Here is a 25,301-nt window from a genome sequence, read left to right as displayed (position 1 = left end):
AAGCAGGCCAAGCGATGCCGTTCTATCGTCGACCGCTCTCCCTCCACGGACGCTTCGACATGTTCTATTTACTGCTGACCCTCTTCGGCTGCCTGACCGGCATCACCGCCGTGCTGTTCGGCTTCGGCGGCGGCTTCGTTGTAGTGCCGCTGCTGTATCGGATGCTCAGCGCCAGCCATGGCGCCGACGACCCGATCGGTCAGTCAGCGATGCACATCGCCGTCGCCACTTCGACCTGCGTGATGATCGTCAACGCCCTAATTGCCACCAACAAACACCGTCGTGCCGGCAATCTCATCCGTCATTACCTGTGGCCGCTGGGCGGGTTCATCGGGTTGGGCGCGGTCGTTGGCGCAATAGCAGCGATGTGGGTCAGCGGCGAAGTCATTCGCTACGCGTTCATCGGCTACCTCGGCGTGACCATCATTGATTGCCTGCTGCGACGCGGCTTTCTCACTCAGAACCCAGACGTCATCCCACGCCGACTTGGCGCTACGGAAACTTCCGCAGGCGGTGTAGGCATCGGCGCCATCGCGACGTTTCTCGGTGTAGGAGGCAGCGTCATGACCGTGCCGCTATTGCGCCGTTGTGGATTGAGCATGTCGCAAGCGACGTCCATGGCCAATCCACTGAGCGTGCCGGTGGCAGTGGCCGGGACGCTGACGTACATGGCGTTGGCCGGGTTCAGTCAGGCTGACTTGGGCGCGTGGTTTGTCGGGTATGTGGATTTGCTGGCGTTTGCTGTGCTGACGGTTGGCTCGCTCATCGGGATTCGATTGGCCGCGCCGTGGATTGGGCGGATCCCGGATCGGGTGCATGCCTGGGTCTATATCGGGTTGCTGATTATTGTGCTGCTGTGCATTTCGCTTAAATGAACCATTGCCAGGCTACAGCGGAAGAAACCAAAATCGATAACTGAACGCTGTCCTCCAGCAACTACCAGAGAACCAGGATGTTGATCTTCAATTGCACCGAAGCCGCCAGCAAGTTTTTCAGCCGTGTTCACAAGGGTAAAAAGATCACGCCGGTGGATGCTAAACCGCCGTCCGCAATCATTGAAGATGATGAGCTGAGCGGCGCTGACGAGCAGTGGCTGGTGCACGCGATAACGGTACAACGCAAGCATGTGTTGCTGGTCATTCACGTCCAGACCCGCTATTGCCTGATTTTCGCCGATGCGAAAAAGGCTGACACAGAAGACTTTGTTGATCGATTTGTGGATCGTTGGGTCAAGGGGATAGTGATCAACGCACATCATCATGACCTCGGGCAGTGGCTTAATCCGGAGTTGATGTTGGCGCGGCTGAAACAGACTTGTGAGCATCAACGGTTCTATCGACGTAGCCATCGCAGCGCGCAAAAACACATCGACGAGATTGCATGGATGTTCCAGGACAAGGTCGCCCATACGGGGTCTTTGCCACCGGATGACATCACTGCGATGGTATTTGACGAGCAAATGAATGACACGCCGAGGAACAGCAAGGGCGCCAAGTCTTACTACTTTCCGGATGAGGAAATGGCGCTTCACTGGCTGCGTCATTACTGCTTTCTTGATGACGTCCAACTTCATGCTGCCAAGGAACGTCGCCAACAAATGGCTCGGAAAATTGCGGCGCTGGAGCACGAAGCCTGGCTTAAAAAGTACGAGCAGGAAAACTCGAATAGTTAAGCGGCCCCCGCCATAATCCGCAGCGTATTTTTCTGCGTCGGCGCCTGTGTGCCGACGCGACCTCCGATTCCTTCAAGGATTGATTCATGCTCAAGGGACTGATGCGCCTGGCGCCATATGCCGCGGCGCTGTTCACACTGATTTCCACTGCCCATGCCGAAGATGGCCGGCGCGTATTTACCGGTACGCTGGGTAAGACACCGATTGTCGTGGAGCTGAATACCACACAGCCGGACGAAGTGACTGGCCGCTACTTCTATGAGAAGTACCATCGCGATCTGCCCCTAAGCGGCGCGTTGCAGGACAGCACACTGAGCCTGACCGAGGGCAACAATCGTTACGGTGATGAAAAGCCGCTGCCTACGCTGAAGCTGGAAGAGACCGGCGATGGCTGGCAGGGCGAGTGGCAAAGTCCGAAGGGCAAGAAGTTGCCGGTGAAACTTGCCGAAGCCAAACTTCCAGCGCCGACATCAACGACTTTGCCTTTCATAGCCACACTGCCGAAGAGCGAACCCTACGAGTATTTGCGCTTACAGGGGCTAAAGCTCAAGCCCGCGAAAACAGAAAGTTTCATGGGTTATAACCTGCAGTGGTGGGTCGAACCTGAGTCGAAAATTTCACTGTTCAGCGTCGCGTCCGGCTACCCGGCGCAAGATCAACTACGCATCAATCAGCTATTGCTTGAGCGACTCTGGCGAGAGGTCATTAGCTACCACTCCTGCATGCTGCAGGGTGGCGAAAACGCCGAGCAGTATCAGAGTGTCGCGCCCACGTTCCTGTCGCCAGACGTGGTCAGCCTGAACATCAATACCGGGTATGACTGTGGTGGCGCGCACCCCGATGTCAGTAACTCTCCCGTCAACCTCAATGTTCACACGGGCCAAGACATGAAGCTGCAAGACGTGTTGTGGGTGGGCGAGCGCGAGAATACTTCGACCGGAGCAAGCGCCAGCAATCAGAGCGACGTGTTGGCGCCGTGGCTGATCAAACAATTCACAACGCTGTATCCCAACGAAATGAAAAAACCAGCCGATGGTGATGAGGACAGCTGTGATTACACCGATGAAAACGTCTGGAGCGTTTTGAATTGGCACTTCACTGCCAAGGGCATTTACCTGGGACCATACTTCCCGCGCGTACAACGTGGTTGCGATGAACCCGAGTGGTCGATCCTGCCGTACTCCCTCGTCAAACAACACCCCGGCGCCGTCAACCTGCAACTACCCCAAAGCTAACCGTCACTCCAGCCCCGGCGCTTCACGAATAATGAAGTGATCCAGGTTCTCGATATCGGCATTGAAGACCTCGAAAGGCTTTTCGGGGTTCTTCTTGCCGGGCACCTGCTTCAACTCCGGCGTCACCCCATAGAAGAAACAGAACAACGCCTTGTCGCTATCCACCGCGTGCTTGATCTCTTCCAGAAACGCCTTGCGCTTGCGGTAGCTATCGATCAGCTTCTTGTTCAGATAAACGCTGACCGGATACGGCTTCTTCTTACTGTCCTCGGGCTTCTTGAACCAGACCTTGTCCTCGAAATCGATACGAAAACTGGCACTGTGGAAGTCCTCGATCTTCTTGATCCGCCCCCAGTAAATCAGCCCCTTGTTGTCCGTCAGATACTCAATCTTCTTGAAGAACGAACTGTACGGCGCCGAATGCTCACCGACCTTCAACGGCATCCGCTTGAGCAACTCCTTGTCCGCGAAGTTGGAAACAAAACACTCCACCGGATGCGCAAACACACTGGTCTTGTCCGGCGCCGACTCACGACTCGCCGACTCCTTACCACCGTCCACCGCCACCCGCACCGGATCATCGCGCAAAACATCCGCCGCCCCCGTTGGCGCGACAGGCTTGCGTACATACTCACGCCGGGTCAGTAACAACTCCGAAGGGAAATGTTCCTCACGCCCGTCATCCACTTCGCCATCCGCCGTCTCAACGCCAGACGCCGAAGCCTTCAAACTCACATACGGACAACCCGCCACATGCTGCGTCGTGGGCAGGTTCTTGAAGTGCGGCGTGCGCACGTAATTCACGTTCTTGGCGTTGAACGTGCCCAACTCGTTGGAAGCCTCGAACGCCGAACGACAGGCATCATTGGGGCACTGGAAGTGTTCCTTCGCAGAGTCAAACGCCACCGTCTCATCGAAATTGAGATCGCGAACGTCATAGATCGACAACTTGTCGTCGAGGCTGAGGCAGTAAGCGAGATCGAATTTCATGGTGGGGCTCGGATCCTTGAGTGGGGGAGGGGTATTAATAGCGGGAGGTGTGGGGTCGTGCACCTATTAATTCGGCAAAATAAAATATTTCTATACACGCGGAGTCTGGCGATCTGTCGTGTCATTCAAGGGGGGGGGATGCCCTCAGGTTTAGTCCACGAAGCCCTCCATTTTCTGGTCCTTGCGTCGGGAGCCTTCCATAATCATGTAGGAAATTTCGTGTTATTTGGTAGGCTTCGTCCTCTCTTGTGAGGATAAATGGATGCCAGCTGTCATTGCCGAAAGTGATGTTTCGAAGTGGTCTGATGAAACCGGCGTGCGGTACCACTTCCCAAAGCAGTTCAAAGGGTCGCTCTCCGAGGGGATGGAGGTGCTCTACTATAAATGTAGGATGAAAGAAAAGGAGTTTAAGAATCTGAGGCTTAGCACTAAACCTCATTATTTTGGTGTTGGTCGCGTCGTGAGAATATACGCGGACATCGACAGTACAACTGGGGATCTGTTTGCTGATATTGAGGGCTTCAAACCTTTTGAGTTTGCGGTTCCAACCAAAGTGGATGGGCAATACTTTGAACCCGTTCCCGCGACACCTAAAACTAACTATTGGCGTAGTAGCGTTCGGAAAATTAATCAAGACGTCTTTGACAGGGTTCGTTCTCATGCGGTGCTAAAGGAGCAACCCAGTCTGAGCTCTGTTTCAGAAGACGGCGCGCAAGAGTTTGAGACGAGAATAACTGGTATTGAAGGAAAGAAGGTCGCCTATTACGGTGTGAGGTATGAGCGCAACCCAAAGCTGAGATCGCGCGCGATAGATATTCATGGCCTTCGGTGTAACGCATGTAATTTTGATTTTGAGAAGGCTTACGGCGAGCATGCGAAAGGGTTTATCCATGTCCATCATGTGAAGCCCATTTCTGAATATGAAGAGGATCAAGTAGTTGATCCAGCAACCGACATGATTACTCTCTGTGCGAACTGTCACGCGGTTGTGCATAAAAAGCCCCAGCAATTGCTGAGTGTTGAGCAGTTGAAAGGGGTTCTTAGCGGCCGTTGGGTTTTCGATGACTCAACCATTGGCAAATAGCCAGATTACGCTTGGACGATTGATGCGCCAGTGTGCCTTTCGCCACTGAGCTTCAGCAGCGCGGATGGCCGTTTAAAGTAGGGCTATGAAAGTCGTTATGAGTATCGGTGTTGTGTAAACGCTGCCAGCTAAAGATCGAGAACACTAGTCATCGCCCATAAAAAAGCCCCGATCAGATCGGGGCTTTTTGCTTTCTCGACTTGTCGACTCAGGCAGCAATCGTCAAATCATGCCGAGCGAGACTATTAATCCCAGCTCAACGCCCCACCAGTCTGATACTCAATAACCCGTGTCTCAAAGAAATTCTTCTCTTTCTTCAAGTCCATAATCTCGCTCATCCAAGGGAACGGGTTAGTCGTCCCTGGGTACTCTTCCTTCAAACCAATCTGCGACAAACGACGGTTAGCGATGAACTTCAGGTAGTCCTCCATCATCGCCGCGTTCATACCCAACACCCCGCGAGGCATGGTGTCGCGCGCGTATTCGATCTCCAGCTGCGTACCCTGCAGAATCATCTGGGTCGCTTCTTCTTTCATCTCAGCATCCCACAAATGCGGGTTTTCGATTTTGATCTGGTTGATCACGTCGATGCCGAAGTTCAGGTGCATGGATTCGTCGCGCAGGATGTATTGGAACTGCTCGGCGACGCCGGTCATTTTGTTGCGGCGGCCCATGGACAGGATTTGAGTGAAGCCGCAGTAGAAGAAGATGCCTTCCAGAACGCAGTAGTAGGCGATCAGGTTGCGCAGCAACTCTTTGTCGGTGTCCGGGGTGCCGGTTTCGAACTTCGGATCGGAGATCGAACGGGTGTACTTCAGGCCCCAGGCTGCTTTTTTCGCGACCGATGGGATCTCGTGGTACATGTTGAAGATTTCGCCTTCATCCATGGCCAGCGATTCGATGCAGTACTGGTAGGCGTGGGTGTGGATCGCTTCTTCGAAGGCCTGGCGCAGGATGTACTGGCGGCATTCCGGGTTGGTGATCAGGCGGTACACGGCCAGGACCAGGTTGTTGGCAACCAGGGAGTCGGCGGTGGAGAAGAAGCCGAGGTTGCGCATGACGATGCGGCGCTCGTCGTCGGTCAGGCCTTCCGGGTCTTTCCAGAGGGCGATGTCGGCGGTCATGTTGACTTCTTGCGGCATCCAGTGGTTTGCGCAACCGTCCAGATATTTCTGCCAGGCCCAGTCGTACTTGAATGGCACGAGTTGGTTGAGGTCGGCGCGGCAGTTGATCATGCGCTTTTCGTCAACGGCGACACGGGCGGAGGCGCCTTCGAGTTCGGCGAGGCCTTCGGCGACGTCGAGGGAGTTCAGTGCAGCCTTGGCGCGGGCGACAGCGGCCGAGTCGTCGGCGGTCACGGCGCGAGCTTCGATCGCGGCGGCACCGCCAGCGTTGTCGAGGCGGTCCATGTTGGCTTCAGTAGCGTGGCCGGCGTTGGCGCCTTTCACGGTTGCTACTTCACTGTCTTCTTTGTCGAATTCGTCCCAGCTCAGCATGACGTGTCGTCTCCTGCGTGAGGGCCTGTGCCCGTGTGAAACCTGATTGGTTGGTTTTTCACACGGTCGTACAGACCGCGTTGGATGTCGTTTTTTGCAGCGATGCACGCAGGCAAATAAACAGAAATTTTGACGGGTTCCGAGAGCCTCTGATGGGCGCAATCAGCGTTGAACGCTGCTGCGGGGCTTCAGAATGGCTTTTGCTCCCTGTAAGGGAATATTGCTGACCCGTATGGGGCGGCATTATAGGGAAAAAAACACGGCTGTGCTGAGGCGAATCCGCGCATGGAGCGGTCGAGGAGGGTGGTTTTTCGACGAGAGTGAGGGTTTACAGGGCTTTGCCGGGGGAAGATTTTTTTTCGTAAAAATCTCGCCATTGTGAATTTGCTCAAAAAACGAACAAAAAACCCGGTTTTTCACTACATCTAGTGTTTTGCAAGCATTTTTGCCGGCTTCAAACACAACTGAGCCCGACCGAAGTCGGGCTGGAATCGACCCTCAATGAAGCGCTGAGAGATCCAATTCGGTGCAGTCTCGAATCATCAATTGGTGCAGCCGTTGCCCATGACGCTGTAACGCAGGATGTGGCGCTGGCCCTTGGAGTCGTCGTACTCCATTTTTGCCGGTACTACTTCGCAGACGTTGGGAATTTCACTCATCGATACAACGTTGGCGATGTCCAGGTGAGTGGAGTAAGTGTATTCCTCGATCACCGGTTGTTGCTGTGCGACATCAGTCGGGACCTCATCTGCCATGGCGGTTGCGCACAGACTGCTGAGGGCCAGAACCAATAAAGCTTTCATTTCAGATTTACCTTTTTGAGGTCGAGTGGGGTCACGCAACCTTTTTAGGGTTGCGTGTGTAACTTCATCGTTTGCAGTTATTACTTGAGAGCTGGATTAACGGCCTTCGTGGGGGCTGTATCGTTGTTAATCGCGTTTGCCTTGTTGGCGAGGTGAATTTTAGGGGGATGGGGCGGGGGTAAACAGAGCGGGTTTTGATAAACACCTTTGGCAGATTTGGTAACAATCCCTTGAGATGGGGATTGATAACCGGGTGGTTTGTCTGGGGGACCGAGGTGTCTGATTCGCTTGCAGGCAAGCTCCCACAGGGGATTGGGGATGTTTGGGAGATCTGCGTGCGGGGTAGGTGGAGGATTTGTAGGGGCTTGTTACTACCATCGTCGAATGGTTCTATGGCCCCCGCCCCGTTACAACAGGGTCATACAAAAACAACTATTACACCGAGGTAGGAAAGATGAGTGCGGCTTCTCTGTATCCCGTTCGTCCCGAGGTTCTGGCTAACACGCTGACTGACGAGGCGACCTACAAAGCCATGTACCAGCAGTCGGTCGTCAACCCTGACGGTTTCTGGCGCGAGCAAGCCAAGCGTCTCGACTGGATCAAACCTTTCACCACGGTGAAACAGACGTCGTTCGACGATCACCATGTTGACATCAAGTGGTTCGCCGACGGCACCTTGAACGTTTCCTACAACTGCCTCGACCGTCATCTGGCCGAGCGCGGCGATCAAGTCGCGATCATCTGGGAAGGTGACGATCCTTCCGAGAGCCGCAACATCACTTACCGCGAACTGCACGAACAAGTGTGCAAACTGGCCAACGCCCTGCGTGGTCAGGACGTGCACCGCGGTGACGTAGTGACCATTTATATGCCGATGATTCCCGAAGCCGTGGTCGCCATGCTGGCCTGCACCCGAATCGGCGCGATTCACTCGGTGGTGTTCGGCGGTTTCTCGCCGGAAGCCCTGGCCGGTCGCATCATCGACTGCAAATCGAAAGTGGTGATCACCGCTGACGAAGGCATTCGCGCCGGCAAGAAGATTTCCCTCAAGGCTAACGTCGACGACGCACTGACCAACCCGGAAACCAGCAGCATCCAGAAAGTCATCGTCTGCAAGCGCACCGGTGGCGACATCAAGTGGAACCAGCATCGCGACATCTGGTACGAAGACCTGATGAAAGTGGCGGGCACCGTCTGCGCGCCGAAAGAGATGGGCGCGGAAGAAGCGCTGTTCATCCTTTATACCTCCGGCTCGACCGGCAAGCCGAAGGGCGTGCAGCACACCACCGGCGGTTATCTGCTGTACGCGGCGATGACCCACGAGCGCGTGTTCGACTACCGTCCGGGCGAAGTCTACTGGTGCACCGCCGATGTCGGCTGGGTCACCGGCCACAGCTACATCGTCTACGGCCCGCTGGCCAATGGCGCGACCACGCTGCTGTTCGAAGGCGTGCCGAACTACCCGGACATCACCCGGGTGGCGAAGATTGTCGACAAGCACAAGGTCAACATCCTCTACACCGCACCGACCGCGATCCGCGCAATGATGGCCTCGGGTCAAGCCGCGGTTGAGGGCGCGGATGGCAGCAGCCTGCGTCTGCTCGGTTCGGTCGGTGAGCCGATCAACCCGGAAGCCTGGGACTGGTACTACAAGAATGTCGGCAAGTCGCGTTGCCCGATCGTCGATACCTGGTGGCAGACCGAAACCGGCGGCAACATGATGAGCCCGTTGCCGGGTGCGCACGCGCTGAAGCCGGGTTCGGCGGCACGTCCGTTCTTTGGTGTGGTGCCGGCGCTGGTCGACAACCTCGGTAACATCATCGAGGGCGAGGCTGAAGGCAATCTGGTGATTCTCGATTCGTGGCCAGGTCAGGCGCGCACGCTGTATGGCGATCACGATCGTTTCGTTGATACCTACTTCAAGACGTTCCGTGGCATGTATTTCACCGGTGACGGCGCGCGCCGTGATGCCGATGGTTACTACTGGATCACCGGGCGTGTCGATGACGTGCTCAACGTGTCCGGCCACCGTATGGGCACGGCCGAGATCGAGAGCGCGATGGTTGCGCATCCGAAAGTCGCCGAGGCGGCGGTGGTGGGTGTGCCGCATGACATCAAGGGGCAGGGCATTTATGTCTATGTCACGTTGAAGAATGGTGAGGAGCCGACCGAGCAACTGCGTCTGGAGCTGAAGAACTGGGTGCGCAAGGAGATCGGGCCGATTGCGTCGCCGGACGTGATCCAGTGGGCACCGGGGCTGCCGAAGACCCGTTCGGGCAAGATCATGCGCCGCATTCTGCGCAAGATTGCCACGGCGGAATATGACGGGTTGGGGGATATCTCGACGCTGGCGGATCCGGGTGTGGTGCAGCATTTGATTGATACGCACAAGACGATGAATGTTGCTTAAGCGTTAGAAGCATAGGAGCCCTGTCCGGTTTTGCCGGGCGGGGCTTTTTTGTGTCTGGAGGTTTTGTGGTGACTGGGCTGGCCTCTTCGCGAGCAAGCTCGCTCCCACAGTTTGACCGAGTACCTTCAGACAAAATGCAGATCCCTGTGGGAGTGAGCCTGCTCGCGATAGCAATCTGTCAGACACCGGTGTAGCCCACTGCCAGAAACCGGAAACACCCAACCAATAATTATCGATCTCCCCCGTAAGACATTTCCCGCTGTTACCCGCCGCCTTTCACGTAACCGAATGTGTAACCGCCCGCCCCGGAGCGGGGCGAAGGGAAACGCATTGCCCCGTTTTAGAGCCTCTAAACCCCCGGTGAAAAATAAGACACCACGCTGCGCTTGCCGGATTAGAAGGGTTTGCGAATAATAGGCCCGCAATTTGCAGCATAGATCGGTTCACTGTCTCTCGCTCTCGCATGAAATTGCAGGGCTGTCAATGTGCCAAAGTCGCTTTCTCTGTGCATCTGTAATTAGTTGTCGCATTGAAGAAATATCGGCTTCCGGCCTGTCGTTAGAATGCCGATCACTCGCTCATCGTGGCTAACGTTGAAACCTCCCACGGTTTTGAAGGGAAATTTCCCACCGATGCAGCAACCGATTTCCCGATTCACCCATTCGCATATTGGGCTGTCGCTCACTCTGCCGTTTTTGCCCTTTACCGATGGAGTCCCAAGATGAAGAAACTTGTGCTGCTTGGCGCCCTGGCACTGTCCGTGCTGTCGATGAACGCCTTCGCTGACGAAAAACCTCTGAAGATCGGTATCGAAGCGGCTTACCCTCCGTTCGCCTCGAAAGCACCGGATGGCAGCATCGTCGGTTTCGACTACGACATCGGCAACGCTCTGTGCGAGCAGATGCAGGTCAAGTGTGTGTGGGTCGAGCAAGAGTTCGACGGTCTGATCCCGGCACTGAAAGTGCGCAAGATCGACGCGATCCTGTCGTCGATGTCGATCACTGAAGATCGCAAGAAGTCGGTCGACTTCACCAACAAGTACTACAACACCCCGGCACGTCTGGTCATGAAGGCCGGTACTCAGGTCAGCGAAGGTCTGGCTGAGCTGAAGGGCAAGAACATCGGCGTACAACGTGGTTCGATCCACGAGCGTTTCGCCCGCGAAGTTCTGGCTCCACTGGGCGCCGAGATCAAGCCGTACGGCTCGCAGAACGAAATCTACCTCGACGTGGCCGCCGGTCGTCTCGACGGTACCGTGGCTGACGCCACCCTGCTGCAAGACGGCTTCCTGAACACCGACGCCGGCAAAGGTTTCGCATTTGCAGGCCCCGCGTTCACCGACGTCAAATACTTCGGCGACGGCGTAGGCATCGCAGTGCGTAAGGGCGACGCCCTGAAAGACAAGATCAACGCTGCCATCGCGGCCATCCGCGAAAACGGCAAATACAAGGCAATCCAGGACAAGTACTTCGCCTTCGATATCTACGGTAAGTAAGACGTCTCTGCGACAAGTCCGAAATGGCGCAAGCAACAGGATCTCTGCGGTTTGCGCCATTTTTTCATCCCAACTTTCGAGGACCTGAATCATGTTGAAAGGCTACGGGGCTGTCATCCTCGATGGCGCATGGCTGACGCTTCAGCTCGCCTTGTCGTCCATGGCTCTGGCCATCGTTCTCGGGCTGATCGGTGTCGCGTTGCGCCTGTCGCCGGTGCGCTGGCTGGCCTGGCTGGGCGATCTGTATTCCACGGTGATCCGCGGGATTCCCGATCTGGTGCTGATCCTGCTGATCTTCTACGGCGGTCAGGACTTGCTCAACCGCGTCGCACCGATGCTCGGCTATGACGACTACATCGATCTGAATCCGCTGGCCGCCGGTATCGGCACCCTCGGTTTCATCTTCGGTGCGTACTTGTCGGAAACCTTCCGTGGCGCGTTCATGGCCATTCCCAAAGGTCAGGCCGAAGCGGGCATGGCGTACGGCATGAGCAGTTTTCAGGTGTTCTTCCGGGTGATGGTGCCGCAGATGATTCGCCTGGCGATTCCGGGCTTCACCAACAACTGGCTGGTACTGACCAAGGCCACCGCGCTGATTTCCGTGGTCGGTCTGCAAGACATGATGTTCAAGGCCAAGCAGGCGGCAGATGCCACTCGCGAGCCTTTCACCTTCTTCCTCGCAGTGGCGGCGATGTACCTGGTGATCACCAGTGTTTCGTTGCTGATCCTGCGTCAACTTGAGAAGCGCTACTCGGTAGGCGTAAGGGCGGCTGATCTATGATCTTCGACTACAACGTCATTTGGGAGGCCATGCCGCTGTACCTCGGCGGCCTGCTGACCACCCTCAAACTGCTCGCGCTGTCGCTGTTTTTCGGTCTGCTCGCGGCCCTGCCGCTGGGGCTGATGCGCGTCTCGAAGAACCCGGTCGTCAACGGCGCCGCGTGGCTTTACACCTACGTGATCCGTGGCACGCCGATGCTGGTGCAACTGTTTCTGATCTACTACGGTCTGGCGCAGTTCGAAGCAGTACGCGAAAGCTTCTTGTGGCCGTGGCTGTCCAGCGCAACGTTCTGTGCGTGTCTGGCGTTCGCGGTCAACACCAGCGCCTACACCGCTGAAATCATTGCCGGCAGCCTCAAGGCCACGCCGAACGGTGAGATCGAAGCGGCCAAGGCCATGGGCATGTCGCGCTTCAAACTGTACAAGCGCATCCTGCTGCCATCGGCCCTGCGCCGGGCACTGCCGCAGTACAGCAACGAAGTGATCATGATGCTGCAGACCACCAGTCTGGCCTCCATCGTGACCTTGATCGACATCACCGGCGCGGCACGTACCGTCAACGCGCAGTTCTATCTGCCGTTCGAGGCGTACATCACCGCTGGCGTGTTCTACCTGTGCCTGACGTTCATTCTGGTCAAACTGTTCAAACTGGCCGAGCGTCGCTGGTTGAGCTACCTGGCCCCGCGGAAGCACTGATATGCAACGCATTGACCACGTATTGCCGTGGAGCCATCTGGGCAGCGAGCGCAAGATTTCGGTGTTCCGCTTCGGGCATGGCGAGCGCAAGGCCTACATTCAGGCCAGCCTGCACGCTGACGAATTGCCGGGCATGCGCACCGCCTGGGGGCTGAAAAAGCGCCTCGGCGAACTCGAAGCCAAAGGCTTGCTCAACGGTGTCATCGAGCTGGTGCCGGTCGCCAACCCGTTGGGTCTTGGGCAGTTGCTGCAAGGCAATCACCAAGGCCGTTTCGAGGCGGGCAGCGGCAAGAATTTCAACCGCGACTTCGTCGAGCTGAGCGCGCCGGTTGCGGCCGCATTGGCCGACAGCCTCGGTGATGATCCGCATGCCAATGTGCGCCTGATTCGTCAGGCCATGGCCGATCATTTGGCGGCATTGCCGGAGGCGAGCAGCCAGTTGCAAGGCATGCAGCGCGTGTTGCTCAGCCATGCCTGCACCGCCGATGTGGTGCTCGACTTGCATTGCGATGCCGAAGCCGCGCTGCACATGTACGCGCTGCCGCAGCACTGGCCACAGTGGCGTTCGCTGGCTGCGCACCTGAATGTGAAGGTCGGATTGCTGGCGGAAGATTCCGGCGGCAGTTCGTTCGATGAAGCCTGCTCGTTGCCGTGGCTGCGTCTGTCGCGGCAGTTCCCCGATGCGCAGATTCCGCTGGCGTGTCTGGCAACGACCATTGAGCTGGGCGGTCAGGCCGACACCGGTCGCGCCGAAGCGGAGGCGTATGCTGAAGGCATTCTCGCGTTCCTCGCCGAGCAAGGCTTGATCACTGGCGAGTGGCCGAACCCGGCGCACGAAGCCTGTGAAGGCATGCCGTTCGAAGGCACCGAGTTGCTGTTCGCGCCGCATCCGGGCGTGGTGAGTTTTCTGCGCAAGCCCGGCGAGTGGGTCGAGGCAGGCGACGAGATTTTTGAAGTGATTGATCCTCTGTCCGATCGGGTCAGCACGGTGTGTGCTGGTACCTCCGGGGTGCTGTTTGCCATTGAACGGCTGCGTTATGCCCAACCCGGTTTCTGGCTGGCCAAGGTGGCGGGGCGCGAAGCGCTGCGTCACGGGCGCTTGCTCAACGACTGACTGACTGTTTTTGTGAGAACCGACCGCATGTACAAACTTGAAGTCCAAGACCTGCATAAACGCTATGGCAGTCACGAAGTGCTCAAGGGCGTGTCCCTGAAAGCGGCAGCCGGCGATGTGATCAGCATCATCGGCTCCAGTGGCTCCGGCAAAAGTACTTTCCTGCGCTGCATCAACCTGCTCGAGCAGCCGCACGCGGGCAAGATTCTGCTCAACAACGAAGAGCTGAAACTGGTGGCGAACAAGGACGGTGCGTTGAAAGCCGCTGATCCAAAGCAACTGCAACGCATGCGTTCGCGCCTGTCGATGGTGTTCCAGCATTTCAACCTGTGGTCGCACATGACCGCGATTGAAAACATCATGGAAGCGCCGGTTCACGTGCTCGGCGTACCCAAGTACGAAGCGCGCGAAAAAGCCGAGTACTACCTGAACAAGGTCGGCGTGGCCCATCGTAAAGACGCCTTCCCGGGGCACATGTCCGGTGGCGAGCAGCAGCGCGTGGCGATCGCTCGTGCACTGGCGATGGAGCCAGAGGTGATGCTGTTCGACGAACCGACCTCGGCCCTCGACCCGGAACTGGTGGGTGACGTGCTGAAAGTCATGCAAGCGCTGGCTCAGGAAGGTCGCACCATGGTTGTGGTAACCCACGAAATGGGCTTCGCCCGTGAAGTGTCGAACCAGTTGGTGTTCCTGCACAAAGGTGTGGTGGAAGAAAGCGGCAACCCGCGTGAAGTGCTGGTTAATCCGCAGTCTGAACGTTTGCAACAATTCCTCTCGGGCAGCCTCAAGTAATCGCTGCCGTTATGCACCAGATTAGGTCATGCTTCGCGACCTAGAGACTGACCAAAATCCCCTGTGGGAGCGAGCTTGCTCGCGAAAGCGGTAGTTCAGATAGCAACGATGTTGACTGATACACCGCCTTCGCGAGCAAGCTCGCTCCCACAATGGATCGGTGTTGGTTCCAAGATTTGTGTTCATTTACGGGCTAGCATTGGCCCATGCCTTCATCACTGTTCTTCGTTTCGGATTGCCCGCCCATGACTGCCCATCGAATTGGTTTCCTGATTTGGCCCAGCACTAAAGCGTTGACGCTGGCGCTGGCGGAGGAAGCCTTGCGTGTTGCTCAGCGGGTGCACCCGGACGTGGTTTACGAACTGTCGTTCCTGCAAGCCGAGCCTCCGGCCGAAGGCGCCTGGCAATTGCCCGGCGAGGCATGGGCGGGCAAGCTCGAAAATTTCCAGAAACTGTTTCTGCTCGCTGACGAGCCGCCGACCACGTTGGCGCCGGCACTCAGCAGTGCGCTCAAGCAACTGGTGCGTGCGGGTACCGTCATCGGCGGTTTGTCCGCTGGCGTTTATCCCTTGGCGCAACTCGGTTTGCTCGACGGTTATCGCGCCGCCGTGCACTGGCGCTGGCAGGACGATTTCGCCGAGCGTTTCCCGAAAGTCATCGCCACCAGCCATCTGTTCGACTGGGATCGCGATCGCCTGACCGCGTGTGGCGGCATGTCCGTGCTCGATCTGTTGCTGGCGGTGCTGGCTCGCGATCACGGTGCAGAACTGGCCGGCGCGGTCTCGGAAGAGCTGGTCGTTGAGCGCATCCGCGAGGGCGGCGAGCGTCAGCGCATCCCGTTGCAGAACCGTCTCGGTTCCAGTCATCCGAAGCTCACCCAGGCGGTGTTGCTGATGGAAGCCAATATCGAAGAACCGCTGACCACCGACGAAATCGCCCAACACGTGTGCGTATCCCGTCGTCAGTTGGAACGGATCTTCAAGCAATACCTCAACCGTGTGCCGAGCCAGTACTACCTGGAACTGCGCCTGAACAAGGCCCGGCAGATGTTGATGCAGACCAGCAAGTCGATCATCCAGATCGGCCTGTCTTGTGGTTTCTCTTCGGGGCCGCATTTCTCCAGCGCCTATCGCAATTTCTTCGGTGCCACGCCGCGGGAAGATCGCAACCAGCGGCGCAGCAGCAGCCCGTTCGAATTGTCGTCGGTGCCGCCTGAGCGCGGCTAACCCCTAGTCGACGACCAGCTCAGCGGAGCTTCCCGAAGAGTCGATGTACGGCCTGGCTTCGGCGCCACTGGAAAACGAGTCGTCCTCGAACGCGTCGAATTCCTGTCGGGTTCTTCGCGTCAGCGCCAATCGCGCAGCCCTTCTGCTGTGGTAAACATTGAGGGTTTGCTGACTGGTCGGGGATAGCGGATTGCCGTTGAAGTCGAAATCGGTAGTGTCGGCGTCCATGATTTCGATGGGCAATTCGCTGATGCCGTTGTTGCCCAGGTTGGCATTATCAAGGCGCGCGCTACTGAATAAACCCGGCGGTATGTCTGTCAGTCCCGTGTTGTTCAGATCCAGTCTGGCCAGTGCCGTCATCTGACTGAGGTCGGGGACTCGGCCCAGCCTGTTGTTGCTCAAGTTCAGTCGATTGAGATTGATCATGTTGCGCAATGCATTCGCGGTGTCCTCGGTAAGGGTGACGCGGCAGTCGATCAGGCTCAGTTCCGTCAGGTTTTCCATGGCTGCAACCGCGTAGGGAATGTCCCCCAGTTGGTAGCCTTCTATGGCAAGTGCGTGCAGGTTGGCAAAGCGTTCGAGGAATCGACCGAGACGAGGCGATGTGAAGCTGCTGCTCGTCAGGTTCAGTGCACGTATGTGGCTGAAGTCAGCGGACAGCGTCGGCAGCTCACCGATGATCGGCAGGTTCGAGGTGAAACTGATTTCGCTTTGACCTGCGGTGACGATTCGGCGCCAGCAATACTCCAGGCTTGTCTTGAATTGTTCCCGGCGTTCGCGCTCCTGCAGCAAGGTTTCGGGGGGCAGCGGGGCATTGCTGACGGGATCGACTGGAGTCTGTGTGGTCCAGGTTTCGAGATCACTGATCAGGGACGCCAGTTCGCCGCGTCGGCGTATCAGTTCAAGGTGCCCGTCGGCCAGTGTGCCGGGCAGGCTGTAAACCAGTTCGTCGAGCCGCGAATCGGTCAGATGCGGATACAACTCGCGGGCCAGCAGGCTGTTTTCCTGCGGGACAGAAACGCCAAAATTAATGCCCTGTGCTTGCCAGTGGGTTTTTATCCGCTCGCGCATGGCCGGCGACAGTGGGTTCTGATTCAAGTCAAAACCATTGCTGGCGTCCGGGGACAGCTGAAAAAGTGCCTCTGGCAGCACGCTGATGCGGTTTTGATGAAGGATCGCGGTTTCCAGTACCGGCAATTCGAGCAGGCCGGGGGGAATCTGCTCGATCCCGGTTCTGGAGAGGTCGATAAACGTCAGTGCTCTCAATGCAGAAACGTCAGGGGTGTCGCCCAGTGGGTTGTTGTACATATCCAGCATGGTCAGTCGGGACAGCGAGGACAACGCAGCTTGCCCGGCTTCTTCCAGAGCAACGCCACAGTTGCTCAATACCAGTGTTTTCAGTTTGGGCATACGAGACAGGGCCAGGGGTACTTGACCCAAGGCAAAACCGCGCATTTCCAGTGCCTCAAGTCCGCTAAAGCAGCTCAGGAACCCCTCGGTGCCGGACAGCGCTTCGTTGCCCTGCAAGGTTAGTTGGGTGACATGGCTGAAGTCGGCCGCCAGCGTCGGCAGATCGCCGATCACCCGCAGATTGGCGTCGAACGCATTGAGCCTGAGTTCTGTTTTGCTGTTTTGTCGACTACGCCAGAAGTGTTCCAGTTGCCGACTGAACGCTCGGCGCTCAAACCGTTGCGTGGCTCGGTCAGCCGCGATCATGTTCAACCCCAAAGGGCCTGCCGGAGCACGGTCGGACCATTCGGCAAGGTCGCTGACCATCTGCGTGATTTCCATCTCCCAGTGCGCCAGTTGAGCGCTGCCGTCTGCCAGTGTTCCGGGTAATTCATAGATCACATGAGTGATATCTTCGATGTCCAGGTCAGGAAACAATTGCTGTGCTGTGGTGATGTCGGCGAGATCGGGAAGTACGCCGAAGTCGTAACCAATGGCCGCGTAGTGCGCCTTGATGCGATCACGCGTAGCGGTGGACAACGGGTTTTTGGCCAGATTGATGCCGTCAGCCAGATCGATGTCCATCGTGAAAAAGGATTCCGGCAGATCCGTGATCGCGTTGTCGTTGAGCAGCGCAGTGCGCAGGTTCGAGTGAGTGGCCAGGCCATTGGGCACGTTGGCCAGGCCGGTGTTGATCAAGCGAATATCATTGAGCATCGGCAGCCCCGCCAGATCGGGAACCTGCACCAGCGTGTTATGGCTCAGGTTCAGCCGTTCAAGTTCACTCAACGATTGCAGCAACGTCTGCGCTTCAGGTGTGAAGGTGATACCGCAACTGGACAGTGTCAGTTCCCTGAGCTCTGACAGGCGCGCAAGGTTGGCCGGGACCTGCCCCAGTGCGAAGTTGCGCATTTCCAGAACGTGCAGGTTGGGAAACCGGTCAATGAAGGAGGCGATCTCACCAATGGCTGGCGTGCCTATCAGGTTCAGCGTTGAGACATGGCTGAAGTCCGCCGTCAGCCGTGGCATGTTTCCGCTGAAGGCCAGATTGGTAAAGAAATGATCCTCGCGCATGCTGGATGTGCTCGATCGGCTCTGCCAGAAACTCTGCAGTCGTTGAGCGAATTCCGACCGTGCCGTGTAGTTGTTGTACATCTCGATGGCATCGATCGCCGCACCGGTCACGGGATCGTGTTGCGGTACCTGAAGGGCCCATGCGCGAAGGTCGCGTTTGAGCCCTTCCAGCTCTGTTTTCCAGGTGTAGAGCTGAGTCCTGCCGTCTGCCAGGGTGCCGGGCAGGTCATAGATCACTTCACTGGCCTCGACGGTGTCGAGCGCCGGGAACAGTTCGCGCGCCAGGGTGATGTCTGCAGGATTCGCGAGTACGTCGAAATCCTGCCCGGTTCGGCGGTAGTAGGTTTTTATCCGTTCACGGGTGGCCAGCGAGAGTTGCGGATTATCGGCCAGATCAATGCCGTCGCTGCGGTCGGCCGGGAGCTCGAACAGGGCGTCGGGCATTTCGCTGATGTTGTTCTCGCTGAACAGTGCCGATCTCAGGCGGGGATGGTCGGTGATGCCGGGTGGAAGCTCGCGCAGGCCTGTATCGGAGACGTCCAGATATTTGAGCGAGGGCAGCAGATTCAGATCAAAAAGGGTTCCGAGGGGGTTGCCGCGCAATTCGAGTATTTGCAACTGGTTCATGGCAGTCAGCGCTGCCTGATTTTGCGGGGTGTTCACCACCCCGCAATCCTTCAGCCGCAATATGACCAGTTGCTGCGCATCGATGGATGACAATGTGCCGGATTCCAGGTCAAAAAAACTCAGTTCAAGTTGGGTCAGATTCTGGAAACGTTGCAGAAAGGGCAGCAGGGCCGAAACGTTCTTGTTGCCATCGAGCAACAATTCGCCAACGTGAGCGAAGTCTGCTTCGAGCACCGGCATATCGCCGATGAACTCGACGCTCGCTTGCAGGCGACTGTTGCGCAGGCTCGGGGTTGCCGGAGATCTTTCGCGCCAGAACTGTTCGAGTTTGATGCTGAATCCTTGTCGGGCCAGACGCTCATTTACCCGTTCGCTCATGGTCAACGCCAGGCCGGTTTCGGGGTGAACGTCAGGAACGTTATTGGTCCATTGCGCGAGGTCGTTTTGCATTTGGTGGAGTTCGGTTTCCCAGAGGGCTAGCCGGGCGCGACCGTCAACCAGTGTTCCGGGCAATCGGTAGAGCAGTTCAGTGGCGCGCTCGGTGTCGAGTACGGGAAAGAGGTTCATGGCCCGATTCAAATCGGCTCGTTCCGGCAAGATGCCGAAGTGTTTTGAGGTTCGCTGGTAGTAGATTTTCGCCCGCTCGCGGCTGACGGCAGACAAGGGATTGTTGGCAAAGCTGAAGCCATCGCTCAACACCGCAGACAGGTCGAAATAAGCCTCGGGAATATCCACGATCCGATTGCCGTCGAACCTGCCGGTAGCCAGTCGTGGATGATTGAGCAGACCGTCCGGCAGCGTGGTGATGTTCGTGTTGTCGAGATTGATGTAGCGCAACGAAGGTATGGCGTGCACATCGGGTGTGGCGCCCAGACGGTTGCCCTGCAGGTCCAGCACCTGCAGTTCGGACAGCGGCGAAAACAGCGAGCGGCTGTCGGCCGGCAGCACTATGCCGCAGTTACGCACGGTCAGATTTCGCAGCCTCGACATCGTGCTGATGACGGGCGGCAGGTTCGGCACGTTCAGGTTCTGGATGTCCAGGTACATCAGTCGCGGGAATCGCTGCAGAAACCCGTCGACGGCACCGGTGCGAGCGCTACCATTGATGCTCAGCAAGATGACATGGCTGAAATCGGCGTTCAGCACAGGCAGATCGCCAATGATCGGGTCCCTGATCTGCAGGATGTAACCGGCAGAGCTGCGTAATTCTCTGCGCCAGCAGCGTTCGAGGTCGATCCTCAGATTGGTTCGGCTTTGCCTTGCCGCTCGCCGTTCAATCGCCGTCAAAGGGAGGCCGGTGGCGGGGTTGTTCGCCGGCACCTGCTGCTCCCACAGACGCAGATCATCTTGAAGCTGGCCGAGTTCGCCTCTCAGGCGCGCCAGTTCGTTTCTGATGGCGACCGGATCCTCGTTGAAACTGAGCGCAAAGTCCTCGGCCTCCTGGGCGGTGTAGCCGCGATAGGTCACCTGAACAGGTTCCAGCGGAGCGGGTTCTGCGAGGCCGCCGGGCGGCAGATAGGCTTCAGGCAGACCAAACGTTGGCTGATGACCGCCGCGCCCCACCAGGCGCAGGGTTTCCAGCTGTGTCTCTGGCGCAGGGGGCAAAGAAATCGCCACGCGCAGATTCGCGCGATCCAGCGGTCGGGCACGTATTGCACTTTTCAATTGTGGCGCCTGGTCAATCTGCAGGTTCAGGGCCTGGCGTTCAGTGTCCGGCAGGGCGTAGAGGATGCTCGAGTAAATATCCGCGACCGCGTGCAATTGCTGGCCGCGGTCATCGAACGGCTGGTAGCGACCATCGGTGTGCCTGACCAGGACTTTTTGCGATGGGGCATCGACACGGCCGGTGCTGTCGAGCAGTGCGCCTGCGTAGTGCTCATCGCGGATCTCCAGGCGCACGTCACCGCTCCAGCCGGGCAAGTTCCGGAGGCTGTGCAGGACCAGCGTGTCGGTGTCCGGATTGCTTGTCGAGTCCAGCTCCAGTCCTTCATAAGCACGCGTGATGCGTACTTGGGCAGTGGCGATCTGGATCAGGTCTTGCTGACGCTGTGGCAACTGACCTTCGCTGATCTGCAGCAGCTCATCGCCGGTGGCGCTGTTGAGCAGTTCCTGGGTGACGGGCAGGGGCAGTGTCGATTGATGTTGCGTGATGCAGGTGATCAATGGGTCTTCGGGCGTTTCGATGGCCTGGTAGCGAGCATCGAACAACACCCCGCGCTGCGCTTTGGCGACTTGCAGCAGTTGCTGGCGCAAATTGCGGGTGCGCACCTCCAGCGACAGATCCGGCCCGGCGAATGTTTCGCCCGATAACGCTTTGGCATCCTGTTCGTTGAGCGTTTGCAGCAGCGTTTTGAGAACGTCGCCGTCGCGCAGATTGTTCAGGTGAATATCGGTCAGTGGCAAGGTCTCGTCGGTTGCAGACTGCCAAATGACGAGACCTTGCTGATCGGTCAGGCGCAGGCGTTTGCCGACAGGCCAGCGACCGTATTCGCTGAGCAGTTGCAACTGCGTCAGCGGGTCGGCGGCACGTTGCTGTTCAGGCAGTTCGCTGGCCATCTGTTCGATGAACAGTTGAAGATCCTGGTCGATCCTGAAGCGTGTAATGCTGTCGGCCAACAATGGCGGCAACGGCGCCTGATCGACATGCATCAGGCGCAGGGCGTCATGGTCAAAGCCGCTGACCTGAAGGATGCGCTCGCGTTGAGCGGGAGTGAACGCTTCGATTGTGTGGCCGATTCGTCGCAATGCCGTAGGCGAATCCCACTCCAGCGGCTGTTCGAGCTCGGTATGCCAGGCGCCGTTGCCGTTATGGCGAAGTAGCGGTTTGTAGGCATCGGGGCGGGTGGGATGGTCAATTCGATACTGGCCGGGAATCTGGCTTTCGGTGACGGCGAAATGTGCTTCATCCAGTGACAGCACTTGCTTCCCTTGATGCTGATGCAACCCGAGTCCATTCGGCGTGGACGAGTGGTCAGGTGCGCTTTTCTGTTCGTAGCGGGCCAGATCCGGTGCCCAGTAGCGGGTTTGGCCGTCGGGCATCTTCACCGGTTTGAAGCGGTCGATGAAGGCGACAATCTCTTTGGGCAACACATTGCGAAACTCGCTCACGGCAATGCCACCGCCGACGGCAAATGCGCCGAGCTGGACCGCCGACTCCAGGCAACCGAACAGATGTTCCAGCGCTTCGGTGTTCTGGCCTTGTGCCCATTCGACGATGCCTTCAAATACTTCGTCGAGAAACTGATAGGCCATGTACGCCATCATCATCTCTCCCAGAAACGGCACGAACGGCGCAATGATGAACGCAGCGGTCTGTATAACGGCCGAAGCGATGCCGACGAACGAATCCCATAGCGCCCAGCGCGCTTTTGAATCCACCGCAGCGGTGGCGACGGCAATGACTGCGGCGTCGTTAAGGATCTTGTTCAACTTGCCTTGATAAAGGTGTTCCCATAATTCGCCGCTGATCGGTGTCGGGTTCAATTGAAATTTCGGTTTGTCCAACGGTTCGTCTCGCCAGGGCGCTTCAGAACTGCCGGCTTGCGGTGGGTGCCACGTGACCCGGCTCAGCCGCGCGTTCAGGCTGGAGAAGAAAAAGCCGCGCTGTTCATGGTTGATGAAACGACTGAAGAAGTTCTGGTAGTCGGCGGAGCGCAACTGGCGGGTCAGCTCGACTTCAAAGGCTGCCGATGAGGTGTACTCCTTGATCGGGTGCTCAGGGTCGTTCGGCACATAGACCACCACTCGGGCCGCACTTCGCGGCTCATAGGTTGGCGGCGCAAAAAGCACAATGTCGGCCAGCGGCGCGGCCATCATCGTCAGGCTGTGGCATAACACGGAATGGCCGTTGATCCGCATATGCGGGATGCCTTCGGCCAGAGCGCTGATCGTGCGAAACCAGCTGTCACTGATGTCGCCGCTCATGCGCGCAAATTGCAGGGCGGCTTTCAGTCCGGCCTGCTGGCTTTTGTCGACTTGCTGGCGCAAGGCCGCGGCGGTTTGCCCGTCGCTGATTCCGAGGTTGTCTTCCAGATAGGTCATGTATTGCGCGCCGATATCCAGCGTGCGACAGAGCTTGGTGAACGCCGGGATGCTCATCTGTTGCTTGATCCCGGGCAGGGTGTCGAACACGTCACTCAGCGAGGGTTGAGCGGGGAGCGCCGAGTCGACGCTCTCCTCAAGGATGGGGCGGCCGCTCTTGGTGGGGAAGGTGATGTAAGAGGAGTCGGCCTCGTAGGCATCGTCCACGGTTTCCTTTTCCTCGAAGTTATGCAAAGCAGCGTCCAGCAACGACACTTTCCAGGTACGGGCACCGGTCTTGATCGAGAACACCGGAGTGGTCACCGGGATGTACAGGTGCAGGAACGTGGTTCTGACATCCAGATCCAGATTGAACTGGGCCTTGAGCGCGGCTTTGAGCAATGGCTCGGCGAAGGCTCGGGCATCCTGCAAGTGGGCCAGCCGTTGGTCGACAGCGTTTTGTGCCGACCAGTGGGCGGCATTGAGGGCTTTAAGCGCCTGATGCTGGGCGACCGGCAGCCCCTGCAGTTTCAGCGGCATCACCGGAAGTGTGTTCTTGAGGGCGTTGCGTCGGGTTGGCGAGGCGTTGCCCAGCCATTCGGGCAGGCTGTCTTTGAGATGCAGGTAATGAGCATCGGGCTGTCGGGAGTCGACGATTTGGCGGGGGGCGGTGTGCTGCTCTGCGGTCGGGTACATCGGGCCAATCCTTGGCGGTGGAAAGTGCCAAGCAAAACAGAGCGACGCACAGCGAGTGCGGTACATATTTATACCGGTGAAAGGGCATTGAGTTGATATCCTTCCCGACCTGCCGCAAATCGGCAGCGCCAGTTTAAACTGCGCCTTTGCGACGCTATATGTCGCATTGCCGTAAACCCGTGAAAATCCGGGGTTTGCGCTATAAGAAGTTGTCGCTTGGCGACAAGGCCGGGCAGAAAACTGTCCTTACAATCCCCCCATCGCTCGCCAGTTTCAGGCGGGTGGCCCTCATCAGGAGACTCCGATGTCCGTTGAGCACGCTGCGGTACAACGCGCCGATTTCGACCAGGTAATGGTTCCCAACTACGCGCCTGCCGCTTTCATTCCGGTGCGTGGCGCCGGTTCCCGCGTCTGGGATCAGGCCGGCCGCGAGCTGATCGACTTCGCCGGCGGGATTGCCGTTAACGTATTGGGCCACGCGCACCCGGCGCTGGTCGGTGCATTGACCGAGCAAGCGAACAAGCTGTGGCACGTGTCCAACGTGTTCACCAACGAGCCAGCGCTGCGCCTGGCGCACAAGCTGATCGACGCCACGTTCGCCGAGCGCGTGTTCTTCTGCAACTCGGGCGCTGAAGCCAACGAGGCCGCGTTCAAGCTGGCCCGTCGTGTGGCGTTCGACCGCTTTGGCACTGAGAAGTACGAAATCATCGCCGCGCTGAACAGCTTCCACGGCCGTACTCTGTTCACCGTCAACGTCGGTGGCCAGTCGAAGTACTCCGACGGTTTCGGCCCGAAAATCACCGGTATCACTCACGTTCCTTACAACGACCTGGCGGCGCTGAAAGCCGCCGTTTCCGACAAGACCTGTGCGGTCGTGCTGGAACCGATCCAGGGTGAGGGCGGCGTACTGCCGGCCGAACTGGCTTACCTGCAAGGTGCCCGCGAACTGTGCGACGCGAACAACGCGCTGCTGGTGTTCGACGAAGTGCAGACCGGCATGGGCCGCAGCGGCAAGCTGTTCGCCTACCAGCATTACGGCGTGACCCCGGACATCCTCACCAGCGCCAAGAGCCTGGGCGGCGGTTTCCCGATCGCGGCAATGCTGACCACCGAAGCGCTGGCCAAACATCTGGTCGTCGGCACTCACGGCACCACGTACGGCGGCAACCCGCTGGCGTGCGCGGTCGCTGAAGCGGTGATCGACGTGATCAACACGCCAGAAGTGCTGAACGGTGTGAACGCCAAGCACGACAAGTTCAAGGCGCGCCTTGAGCAGATCGGCGAGAAGTACGGCCTGTTCACCCAGGTGCGTGGCCTCGGTCTGCTGATCGGTTGTGTATTGAGCGAAGCTTGGAAAGGCAAGGCCAAAGACATCTTCAACGCCGCTGAAAAAGAAGGCCTGATGATTCTGCAGGCCGGCCCGGACGTGATCCGTTTCGCCCCGAGCCTGGTGGTGGAAGACGCCGATATCGATGCCGGTCTCGACCGCTTCGAACGCGCTGCCGCCGCACTGACGCAAGCCTGATAGACCCTTCGGCGCCTGGAGTTTTCAGGCGTCGATCAAAATTTTATGCCGGACCAGATCAACTGTAGGAGTGAGCCTGCTCGCGATTGCGGTATGTCAGTCGACTCATTGGTTTCT

The 25,301-nt window shown here is 57.8% G+C and carries 16 protein-coding genes; 12 read left to right on the top strand and 4 right to left on the bottom strand.

What is annotated here, in order from left to right; translation table 11 throughout:
• The first annotated feature begins 59 nt into the window (after window positions 1-59).
• From ACW9IR_RS15890 to ACW9IR_RS15880, 3 genes are all read left to right on the top strand, one after another.
• Window positions 60-875, top strand: a complete 816-nt coding sequence (locus tag ACW9IR_RS15890; protein ID WP_457464108.1) for a sulfite exporter TauE/SafE family protein — start codon at window positions 60-62, stop codon at window positions 873-875.
• Between the two features lie 77 nt (window positions 876-952).
• Complete coding sequence (locus tag ACW9IR_RS15885; RefSeq protein ID WP_110718757.1) at window positions 953-1,672, top strand: DUF6933 domain-containing protein; 720 nt, start codon at window positions 953-955, stop codon at window positions 1,670-1,672.
• 86 nt (window positions 1,673-1,758) lie between these two features.
• The gene (locus tag ACW9IR_RS15880; RefSeq protein ID WP_457464106.1) at window positions 1,759-2,907 is read left to right on the top strand and encodes a hypothetical protein; all 1,149 of its coding nucleotides are present in this window, start codon (window positions 1,759-1,761) and stop codon (window positions 2,905-2,907) included.
• Window positions 2,908-2,910: 3 nt separating this feature from the next.
• Here the strand turns inward: ACW9IR_RS15880 and ACW9IR_RS15875 are convergent, their stop codons facing one another.
• On the bottom strand, window positions 2,911-3,897 hold the full coding sequence (locus ACW9IR_RS15875; protein WP_457464104.1) for a hypothetical protein: 987 nt from the start codon (window positions 3,895-3,897) through the stop codon (window positions 2,911-2,913).
• A gap of 262 nt (window positions 3,898-4,159) precedes the next feature.
• On the opposite strand from ACW9IR_RS15875, the gene ACW9IR_RS15870 reads away from it, so the two are divergent.
• Window positions 4,160-4,981: an HNH endonuclease gene (locus ACW9IR_RS15870; protein WP_457464102.1), complete on the top strand. Its 822-nt coding sequence runs from the start codon at window positions 4,160-4,162 to the stop codon at window positions 4,979-4,981.
• A 245-nt stretch (window positions 4,982-5,226) separates the two neighbouring features.
• Here ACW9IR_RS15870 and ACW9IR_RS15865 read toward each other — a convergent pair whose 3' ends face one another.
• Together ACW9IR_RS15865 and ACW9IR_RS15860 are read right to left on the bottom strand one after the other, a co-directional pair.
• On the bottom strand, window positions 5,227-6,477 hold the full coding sequence (locus ACW9IR_RS15865; RefSeq protein ID WP_008084848.1) for a ribonucleotide-diphosphate reductase subunit beta: 1,251 nt from the start codon (window positions 6,475-6,477) through the stop codon (window positions 5,227-5,229).
• 542 nt (window positions 6,478-7,019) lie between these two features.
• The gene (locus ACW9IR_RS15860; protein ID WP_008084846.1) at window positions 7,020-7,280 is read right to left on the bottom strand and encodes a DUF2790 domain-containing protein; all 261 of its coding nucleotides are present in this window, start codon (window positions 7,278-7,280) and stop codon (window positions 7,020-7,022) included.
• A gap of 454 nt (window positions 7,281-7,734) precedes the next feature.
• Here ACW9IR_RS15860 and acs point away from each other — a divergent pair, with 454 nt between their 5' ends.
• From acs to argR, 7 genes are all read left to right on the top strand, one after another.
• Complete coding sequence (gene acs / locus ACW9IR_RS15855) at window positions 7,735-9,690, top strand: acetate--CoA ligase (RefSeq protein WP_007912698.1); 1,956 nt, start codon at window positions 7,735-7,737, stop codon at window positions 9,688-9,690.
• A gap of 721 nt (window positions 9,691-10,411) precedes the next feature.
• Complete coding sequence (locus ACW9IR_RS15850; RefSeq protein WP_038366516.1) at window positions 10,412-11,185, top strand: ABC transporter substrate-binding protein; 774 nt, start codon at window positions 10,412-10,414, stop codon at window positions 11,183-11,185.
• Window positions 11,186-11,276: 91 nt separating this feature from the next.
• Window positions 11,277-11,966, top strand: a complete 690-nt coding sequence (locus ACW9IR_RS15845; protein ID WP_007912702.1) for an ABC transporter permease — start codon at window positions 11,277-11,279, stop codon at window positions 11,964-11,966.
• Window positions 11,963-12,661, top strand: coding sequence for an ABC transporter permease (locus ACW9IR_RS15840; RefSeq protein WP_007912703.1), 699 nt, complete (start codon window positions 11,963-11,965; stop codon window positions 12,659-12,661). The genes ACW9IR_RS15845 and ACW9IR_RS15840 overlap by 4 nt, the downstream gene beginning before the upstream one ends.
• Window position 12,662: 1 nt before the next feature.
• Entirely contained in the window at window positions 12,663-13,775 is a 1,113-nt protein-coding gene (locus ACW9IR_RS15835) for a M14 family metallopeptidase (RefSeq protein WP_457464097.1), read from the top strand.
• A gap of 27 nt (window positions 13,776-13,802) precedes the next feature.
• Window positions 13,803-14,567 carry an ABC transporter ATP-binding protein gene (locus ACW9IR_RS15830; RefSeq protein ID WP_007912705.1) on the top strand — a complete coding sequence of 255 codons (765 nt, stop codon included), beginning with the start codon at window positions 13,803-13,805 and terminating at the stop codon, window positions 14,565-14,567.
• 245 nt (window positions 14,568-14,812) lie between these two features.
• On the top strand, window positions 14,813-15,793 hold the full coding sequence (gene argR / locus ACW9IR_RS15825) for a transcriptional regulator ArgR (protein ID WP_007912706.1): 981 nt from the start codon (window positions 14,813-14,815) through the stop codon (window positions 15,791-15,793).
• A 3-nt stretch (window positions 15,794-15,796) separates the two neighbouring features.
• Here argR and ACW9IR_RS15820 read toward each other — a convergent pair whose 3' ends face one another.
• Window positions 15,797-23,659 (bottom strand): dermonecrotic toxin domain-containing protein, encoded by a 7,863-nt coding sequence (locus tag ACW9IR_RS15820; protein ID WP_457464094.1) that lies wholly within the window; start codon window positions 23,657-23,659, stop codon window positions 15,797-15,799.
• Between the two features lie 304 nt (window positions 23,660-23,963).
• Between ACW9IR_RS15820 and ACW9IR_RS15815 the strand changes: the two genes are divergently transcribed.
• Complete coding sequence (locus tag ACW9IR_RS15815) at window positions 23,964-25,184, top strand: aspartate aminotransferase family protein (RefSeq protein WP_053122869.1); 1,221 nt, start codon at window positions 23,964-23,966, stop codon at window positions 25,182-25,184.
• Window positions 25,185-25,301: the final 117 nt, after the last annotated feature.

This window comes from Pseudomonas sp. SDT291_1_S447, assembly GCF_054070155.1.
The sequence above is the reverse complement of the archived record's forward strand: the minus strand, read 5'-3'. Positions and strand labels throughout refer to the sequence as shown.

Coding starts and splice junctions, on each gene's coding strand:
- ACW9IR_RS15865 (WP_008084848.1), bottom strand. CDS start 6,477: ATGCTGAGCTGGGACGAATTCGACAAAGAAGACAGTGAAGTAGCAACC.
- ACW9IR_RS15875 (WP_457464104.1), bottom strand. CDS start 3,897: ATGAAATTCGATCTCGCTTACTGCCTCAGCCTCGACGACAAGTTGTCG.
- ACW9IR_RS15835 (WP_457464097.1), top strand. CDS start 12,663: ATGCAACGCATTGACCACGTATTGCCGTGGAGCCATCTGGGCAGCGAG.
- ACW9IR_RS15820 (WP_457464094.1), bottom strand. CDS start 23,659: ATGTACCCGACCGCAGAGCAGCACACCGCCCCCCGCCAAATCGTCGAC.
- ACW9IR_RS15880 (WP_457464106.1), top strand. CDS start 1,759: ATGCTCAAGGGACTGATGCGCCTGGCGCCATATGCCGCGGCGCTGTTC.
- ACW9IR_RS15830 (WP_007912705.1), top strand. CDS start 13,803: ATGTACAAACTTGAAGTCCAAGACCTGCATAAACGCTATGGCAGTCAC.
- ACW9IR_RS15845 (WP_007912702.1), top strand. CDS start 11,277: ATGTTGAAAGGCTACGGGGCTGTCATCCTCGATGGCGCATGGCTGACG.
- ACW9IR_RS15860 (WP_008084846.1), bottom strand. CDS start 7,280: ATGAAAGCTTTATTGGTTCTGGCCCTCAGCAGTCTGTGCGCAACCGCC.
- ACW9IR_RS15815 (WP_053122869.1), top strand. CDS start 23,964: ATGTCCGTTGAGCACGCTGCGGTACAACGCGCCGATTTCGACCAGGTA.
- acs (WP_007912698.1), top strand. CDS start 7,735: ATGAGTGCGGCTTCTCTGTATCCCGTTCGTCCCGAGGTTCTGGCTAAC.
- ACW9IR_RS15890 (WP_457464108.1), top strand. CDS start 60: ATGTTCTATTTACTGCTGACCCTCTTCGGCTGCCTGACCGGCATCACC.
- ACW9IR_RS15870 (WP_457464102.1), top strand. CDS start 4,160: ATGCCAGCTGTCATTGCCGAAAGTGATGTTTCGAAGTGGTCTGATGAA.
- argR (WP_007912706.1), top strand. CDS start 14,813: ATGACTGCCCATCGAATTGGTTTCCTGATTTGGCCCAGCACTAAAGCG.
- ACW9IR_RS15885 (WP_110718757.1), top strand. CDS start 953: ATGTTGATCTTCAATTGCACCGAAGCCGCCAGCAAGTTTTTCAGCCGT.
- ACW9IR_RS15850 (WP_038366516.1), top strand. CDS start 10,412: ATGAAGAAACTTGTGCTGCTTGGCGCCCTGGCACTGTCCGTGCTGTCG.
- ACW9IR_RS15840 (WP_007912703.1), top strand. CDS start 11,963: ATGATCTTCGACTACAACGTCATTTGGGAGGCCATGCCGCTGTACCTC.